Raw genomic sequence first — 6,576 nt, 5'->3', positions numbered from 1 at the left:
ATGGACTCAAAAACTTCATCACTTTTACGGATGCTGAAAATGCATAAGCCGTACAAATGGATGACAACAAGAACAACCAAATCAAATCGTTCATTGAAAGGGCAAAGAAAGCGGGTGTAAAACTTCCTGCAAAAAACAAGTAGCCACTTAAAAAGAAAACCCCACTTGATAATTCATAAAGTGAAATGATATTAGGATCGTATTCTTTGGCATATTTTCCGTTAATTACAGAAAATAAAGCCGAAAGAAATGCTGATGAAACGGCTAAATAAATTCCGGTAGTATATTTTGTTTCAACATTAAAGATGATTCCTAACCCTATTACTACTATGACGCCAAAAAGCAGTTCATACCAAATCACTTTTCTTTTGTAAAAAATAGGTTCTAAAATAGAGGCAAAAAAAGCACCTGTAGACAAACAGGCTAAAGTTATAGAAACATTAGACACTTTAATTGCTTGGTAAAATGTGAGCCAATGGGCCGCAATGATAATTCCGCAAAGAAGAAACCCAATAAAAATATGGAACGGCACTTTTACTTTTTCTTTATTTAATAACACAACAAAAGTCATGATAACTGAAGCAAAAAGCATGCGATACCAAACCAAATCTAAGGCTTCTAATGATATTAATTTGCCTAAAATTGCTGTAAACCCCCAAATAAAAACGATTACATGAAGGTGTAAATAACTTTTTAAATTATCGTTTTGCATTGCGAAGTAGGTAATAAGCTAGAATTCCAAAAACAAGATTAGGCAACCAAACCGCTATTAACGGCGGAATACTAGATTTTTCAGCAAGAGTACCAAATACTTTGTCGATAAAAATAAAAACAAAAGCTATAACAATACCAATTGCTAGATTAATTCCCATACCTCCTCTTCTTTTCATTGAAGAAACCGAAACCGCAATTATAGTAAGAATAAATGCCGATATTGGCAAACTAAACTTTTTATAAAAAACCACTAAATACGTATTGATATTTGCATTCCCTCTAGCACGTTCTTTGGCGATAAAACTATTTAATTGACCAATGGTCATGGTTTCAGCAACGTAAACTACAGGTGTTAAATCATCTGGTTCAAAATTGTATTTGACCATTAATTTATCACTTGAAATAATTTCATCATTAGTTTCCCCTACAATTCTTCTGTTGTATCCATAAAGAGTGTAATTTTTGGTAGTAGCATCATAACGAATTCTATTTGCCGTTACCTTTTCTATCAATATGTTATCTTGAAACTTTTCATAGGTGAAATTAAATCCCGTTTGCGACAAATAATTATAATTGCTAACATAAATATTTTCCTCTAGTTTGCCCTCTTTTTTAATTTGTCTGAAAATATCAGATGTTTCTCTAGTTTGCGAATTTCCTTTTAGGTTTTGATATCGAAAATCGTTAAAGCCTTTACTAGCTTTAGGAACCAAGAAAAATCCCATTACTAAGGCAAAAATAGAAACGATAATTGCACCAAACATGAAAGGACGAAGAAATCTACCAAATGAAATACCAGAACTCAAAATAGCAATGATCTCAGTATTATTCGCTAACTTGGAGGTAAACCAAATAATCGATAAGAATAAAAAGATAGGAAATAACAAATTGGCAAAATAAATCGTAAAATCGCCATAATAGATTAAGATATCTTTCAAAGGAATTTTTTTCTCAATCATTTTATTCACCTTTTCTGAAACGTCAATTGTAATTCCAATAGGAATAAACATAATTAACATCACCGAAAAAGTGACCAAATAGCGTTTTAAAATGTATTTATCTATTATTTTCATCCTAAAATTTAGAATTTAGAATTTAGAATTTAGAATCAAAAACGAATAGCCTTTAAACTTTCATTTTCTAACTTCTAAATTCTAACTTCTTATTTTATAATCGCTGACTCATTTGAATCACCATTTTATCTTTCCATTCTCTAAAAGTTCCTGCTAAGATTTGTCTTCTAGCTTCGCGAACCAACCACATATAAAAACCTAAGTTGTGAATGGTTGCAATTTGTTTTCCTAAAAATTCATTCGCAGCAAAAAGGTGTCTTAAATACGCTTTTGAATATTCGGTATCTACCCAAGTGTGGCCCATTTCGTCGATAGGCGAAAAATCAGCTTCCCACTTTTTGTTTTTGATGTTAATAGAACCGTGAGCTGTGAATAACATTCCGTTTCTGGCGTTACGTGTTGGCATCACACAATCAAACATATCAATACCTAACGCAATATTTTCTAAAATATTGATTGGCGTTCCCACTCCCATTAAATATCTTGGTTTGTCTTCTGGAAGAATGGCTGTTACCACTTCGGTCATGGCGTACATTTCTTCTGCTGGTTCTCCTACTGATAATCCTCCAATAGCATTTCCTTGCGCTCTAGCGTTGGCAATATATTCTGCTGATTGTTCTCTTAAATCTTTAAACGTACTTCCTTGAACAATTGGAAAAAACGTTTGCTCATAACCATATTTAAATGGTAACTTATCTAAATGGGTAATACAACGGTCTAACCAACGGTGCGTCATGTGCATCGAACGTTTTGCATAGCGATAATCACATGGATACGGCGTACATTCGTCAAATGCCATAATGATATCAGCCCCAATAGTTCTTTGAATTTCCATTACATTTTCTGGAGAAAAGAAATGATACGAACCATCGATGTGCGATTTGAATTTCACCCCTTCTTCTTTAATCTTTCTTCTTCCTGATAATGAATATACTTGATACCCACCTGAATCAGTTAGTATATTTCTATCCCAATTCATAAATTTATGCAAACCTCCAGCCGCTTCTAAAATTTTGGTTTGAGGTCTTAAATATAAATGATAGGTATTCCCCAAAATAATATCAGGGTTAATGTCTTGTTTTAACTCGCGTTGGTGTACTCCTTTTACCGAAGCAACTGTTCCTACAGGCATGAATATCGGAGTTTCAATAACACCGTGATCGGTAGTTATTTTTCCGGCTCTGGCTTTACTTTTTGGGTCTTTGGTAATTAAATCAAACTTCATATTGTGCTTTTACGAACGGCAAAGATAAATTAATTTCAATTGTAGTTTTAGAATTTAGGATAAAATTAGAAAAATCAAGGTCAAGTTCAATTTCAATTTCAAGTACAAGTTCAACTTCAAAAATCAAATTCAAAATAAAAAAATAATAACTTTCAACTTAAAGCATCCAAAATTATTGGAACACCGATTGAAGAAATGAAAGAAATCTTAAAAATTCATACAGGTAAGCGTATAAAACAGATTCACTAACGCAAAAAACGGATTATTACTATTTTAAATTTCAATAAACCCTTTGTGTCTTGCCGTCTTTGCGAGCTAAAAAAATTCTGCAACCTCTGCATCTCTGCATTTCACTCCCAACTCCTAACTCCTAACTCCTAACTCCTAACTCCTAACTCCCATCACCCATCACCTTCCAAAAAACAATTCTTAATAACTTCTAACAAAATGATTTGTAGCACCAAAAAAATAGAATTACTTTTACACCATTAATAAATATATGTAATAAAATGTCTAACACGCAACAACTACAAGATTTTACAACACAAGTTCGAAGAGATATTCTTCGCATGGTTCATGCTGTAAATTCAGGTCACCCAGGAGGTTCTTTGGGATGTGCTGAATTTTTGGTTACTCTTTATCAAGACGTTATGCAACGTAAATCAGGTTTTGATATGAATGGAAGTAATGAAGATATTTTCTTCTTATCAAACGGTCATATTTCTCCTGTTTTTTACAGTGTTTTAGCTAGAAGTGGTTACTTTCCTGTAGCAGAATTAGCTACTTTCCGAAAATTAAATTCAAGATTACAAGGTCACCCAACGACTCATGAAGGTTTACCTGGAGTTCGTATTGCATCGGGTTCATTAGGACAAGGTTTATCGGTAGCGGTTGGTGCAGCGCAAGCTAAAAAATTGAACAACGATAACCATTTGGTTTTTGCTCTTTTAGGTGATGGTGAATTACAAGAAGGTCAAAACTGGGAAGCAATTATGTATGCTTCTGCTAAAAAAGTAGACAATTTAATTGCAACTATCGACTTAAACGGAAAACAAATTGACGGAACTACAGATGAAGTTTTAGCAATGGGAAGTGTAAAAGCGAAGTTTGAAGCATTCGATTGGATGGTAATTGAAATCAAAGAAGGTAACAACATTGACGCTATCAAAGCTGGTTTGGCTGATGCAAAATCTAAATCAGGTAACGGAAAACCCGTTTGTATTTTATTGCATACGGAAATGGGTAACGGAGTAGATTTTATGATGCACACCCACGCTTGGCACGGAAAAGCGCCAAATGATGAGCAATTAGCAAAAGGTTTAGCACAAAATGTTGAAACTTTAGGAGACTATTAATTAGTACTCCGTGTTCAGTTACAAGTGTTCAGTAGCATGCAATTAAATTTAAAAACAAAATGAAAAAATATATCAACCAAGGCAGTAAAGATACCCGTTCGGGATTTGGAGCTGGAATGACGGAATTAGGTCAAAAAAATGAAAACGTAGTAGCACTTTGTGCGGATTTAATTGGATCATTAAAATTTGATGATTTCAAGAAAAACCACCCAGAGCGTTTCTTTCAAATCGGAATTGCAGAAGCCAATATGATTGGAATTGCAGCTGGATTAACCATTGGAGGAAAAATTCCTTTCACGGGAACTTTCGCTAACTTTTCTACCGGAAGAGTTTATGATCAAATTCGTCAATCGGTAGCGTACTCAGATAAGAATGTGAAGATTTGTGCTTCTCACGCGGGATTAACGCTTGGAGAAGACGGAGCTACACACCAAATCTTAGAAGACATCGGTTTGATGAAAATGTTACCTGGGATGACCGTAATTAACACTTGTGATTACAATCAAACCAAAGCAGCCACTTTAGCTTTAGCCGATCATCATGGTCCTGCTTATTTGCGTTTTGGTCGTCCAGTAGTGCCTAACTTTACCCCAGCTGACGAACCTTTCGTAATTGGAAAAGCCATCCTATTAAACGAAGGAACCGATGTTACCATTATTGCTACCGGACATTTAGTTTGGGAAGCGTTAGTAGCAGCAGAAGCTTTAGAAGCTAAAGGTATTTCAGCTGAAGTAATCAACATACACACGATTAAACCATTAGACGAAGAAGCGATTTTAAAATCGGTGAAGAAAACAGGTTGTGTGGTTACTGCAGAAGAGCATAACATTATTGGTGGTTTAGGAGAAAGTGTTTCGAGATGCTTAGTTCAAAACCATTTAGTTCCTCAAGAATTTGTAGCCGTAAACGATAGCTTCGGAGAAAGTGGAACACCTGACCAATTAATGGAAAAATATGGTTTAAACAGTGCAGCCATTATTGAAAAAGCAGAAAAAGTAATCAAAAGAAAGTAATCGTTTTTTTACTTTTACACCATATAAAACCTGATGCACGTATTAGCATCAGGTTTTTTTATCTTAAAACTTCATCGGATTTTGCTTAGGTTTGGAATCTTTTCAGAGTAAAACATATTGAAAAAAACCGTAAAAATCAGATTTCAATTTGATTTAAAATTATTACTCTTATCGCAACCTTTTATATTTTAGGTTTTGTAATAGCTTTTTAAAATTGCGGGCGGGCTTAAACAATATCTTAGCTCCAAGAATTGTACTCTTATTTAATTTCTCGGGTTCGTCTGTACCTTGTCCTTTTAGCGTTAAAGCAAAAGTACCCAAACGGTCGATTTTTACGATTTTGCCCTGAGCTAACTCTTCTCCAATTACCTGACTCATTCCCATGAGAACCCCATAACAATCAGCAACGGTTACCGTGCTACGGCTTGCAATAATTTCAGCTAAATATTCTAAATCTACTTCACCCTTACTTACGGCACAAGGGTAATATTTGGTTTGAGGTGGCGATGCAATATTGTTTTGTTTGGGCACCATTTTAAATTCAATAGCCATATCATTTATTTTTTTACTGAACAAAAATACAAATTATAAACTTTAAAAAATCAATTGCTGTACAGCAATTAATAAATTTCCCTAGGGCACTTAATTAATACCCCTAGGGAAAATATATAAATGCCCTAGGGAAATTTTATAACTACTCTAGGGAAATGGAATTACAATACGTAAAAATAAAAAATACTATAGCATTAAATTTTTAAAAAACTAGTATTTAGTTTAGTTCACTAACTAAAAAAATTTGAACCACTTCGCATTCATATCAATTTTTAGTTATATTTGACTAAACAAAAAAAACTCAGCAACTTTCGCCAATCTTGCCAATAGGGTATAAAAGTGGTTGGAAAGTTTCGCATATAAACGAGTTATCTACAACTTTTCAAACCACCCTCCCATTTGCACTTAAAGTACTGTATTTATTGACTTTATAATTTTTAGAGAAGCAGAAAAAAGCAGAAAAAAGCAACAAAATACTTGATTTGTTGTACCAATTGTTGTACCTTAGTACTCCGTTGCACCAGTTTGAAACACTAGTAAAATCAATACTTTCACTCTTTTGCATCACTTTACAAATATAGTACAACATCTTTAAATTCTAACTCTAATGGCATCAATTAAACTTATCCTCCGAAAAAATCAAG

At 33.8% G+C, this 6,576-nt stretch carries 6 protein-coding genes; 2 read left to right on the top strand and 4 right to left on the bottom strand.

All coding sequences use genetic code 11. The features are described 5' to 3' along the window. The 3 genes from B4I81_RS07740 to tgt form a co-directional block, all read right to left on the bottom strand. Positions 1 to 712, bottom strand: a 712-nt coding sequence (locus B4I81_RS07740; protein WP_291109378.1) for a DMT family transporter, incomplete at its 3' end; no start/stop codon positions are given. Next, positions 699 to 1,787 carry an LptF/LptG family permease gene (locus B4I81_RS07735; RefSeq protein WP_291109376.1) on the bottom strand — a complete coding sequence of 363 codons (1,089 nt, stop codon included), beginning with the start codon at positions 1,785 to 1,787 and terminating at the stop codon, positions 699 to 701. The genes B4I81_RS07735 and B4I81_RS07740, both read right to left, overlap by 14 nt. A 94-nt stretch (positions 1,788 to 1,881) precedes the next feature. After that, entirely contained in the window at positions 1,882 to 3,012 is a 1,131-nt protein-coding gene (gene tgt, locus B4I81_RS07730) for a tRNA guanosine(34) transglycosylase Tgt (RefSeq protein ID WP_291109374.1), read from the bottom strand. Positions 3,013 to 3,521: 509 nt separating this feature from the next. Here tgt and B4I81_RS07725 point away from each other — a divergent pair. Together B4I81_RS07725 and B4I81_RS07720 are read left to right on the top strand one after the other, a co-directional pair. Next, entirely contained in the window at positions 3,522 to 4,367 is an 846-nt protein-coding gene (locus tag B4I81_RS07725; RefSeq protein WP_291109372.1) for a transketolase, read from the top strand. Between the two features lie 59 nt (positions 4,368 to 4,426). Beyond that, entirely contained in the window at positions 4,427 to 5,380 is a 954-nt protein-coding gene (locus tag B4I81_RS07720; protein ID WP_291109370.1) for a transketolase family protein, read from the top strand. A gap of 168 nt (positions 5,381 to 5,548) precedes the next feature. Here the strand turns inward: B4I81_RS07720 and B4I81_RS07715 are convergent, their stop codons facing one another. Beyond that, positions 5,549 to 5,932 (bottom strand): HU family DNA-binding protein, encoded by a 384-nt coding sequence (locus B4I81_RS07715; RefSeq protein ID WP_291109368.1) that lies wholly within the window; start codon positions 5,930 to 5,932, stop codon positions 5,549 to 5,551. Between the last annotated feature and the right edge of the window lie 644 nt (positions 5,933 to 6,576).

Source organism: Flavobacterium sp. UBA6195 (assembly GCF_002422095.1).
Taxonomy (GTDB): Bacteria; Bacteroidota; Bacteroidia; order Flavobacteriales; family Flavobacteriaceae; genus Flavobacterium.
The sequence above is the reverse complement of the archived record's forward strand: the minus strand, read 5'-3'. Positions and strand labels throughout refer to the sequence as shown.

Excerpts from the sequence above, each read along its gene's own strand:
- tgt (WP_291109374.1), bottom strand. The coding sequence starts at position 3,012 with ATGAAGTTTGATTTAATTACCAAAGACCCAAAAAGTAAAGCCAGAGCC.
- B4I81_RS07735 (WP_291109376.1), bottom strand. The coding sequence starts at position 1,787 with ATGAAAATAATAGATAAATACATTTTAAAACGCTATTTGGTCACTTTT.
- B4I81_RS07720 (WP_291109370.1), top strand. The coding sequence starts at position 4,427 with ATGAAAAAATATATCAACCAAGGCAGTAAAGATACCCGTTCGGGATTT.
- B4I81_RS07725 (WP_291109372.1), top strand. The coding sequence starts at position 3,522 with ATGTCTAACACGCAACAACTACAAGATTTTACAACACAAGTTCGAAGA.
- B4I81_RS07715 (WP_291109368.1), bottom strand. The coding sequence starts at position 5,932 with ATGGCTATTGAATTTAAAATGGTGCCCAAACAAAACAATATTGCATCG.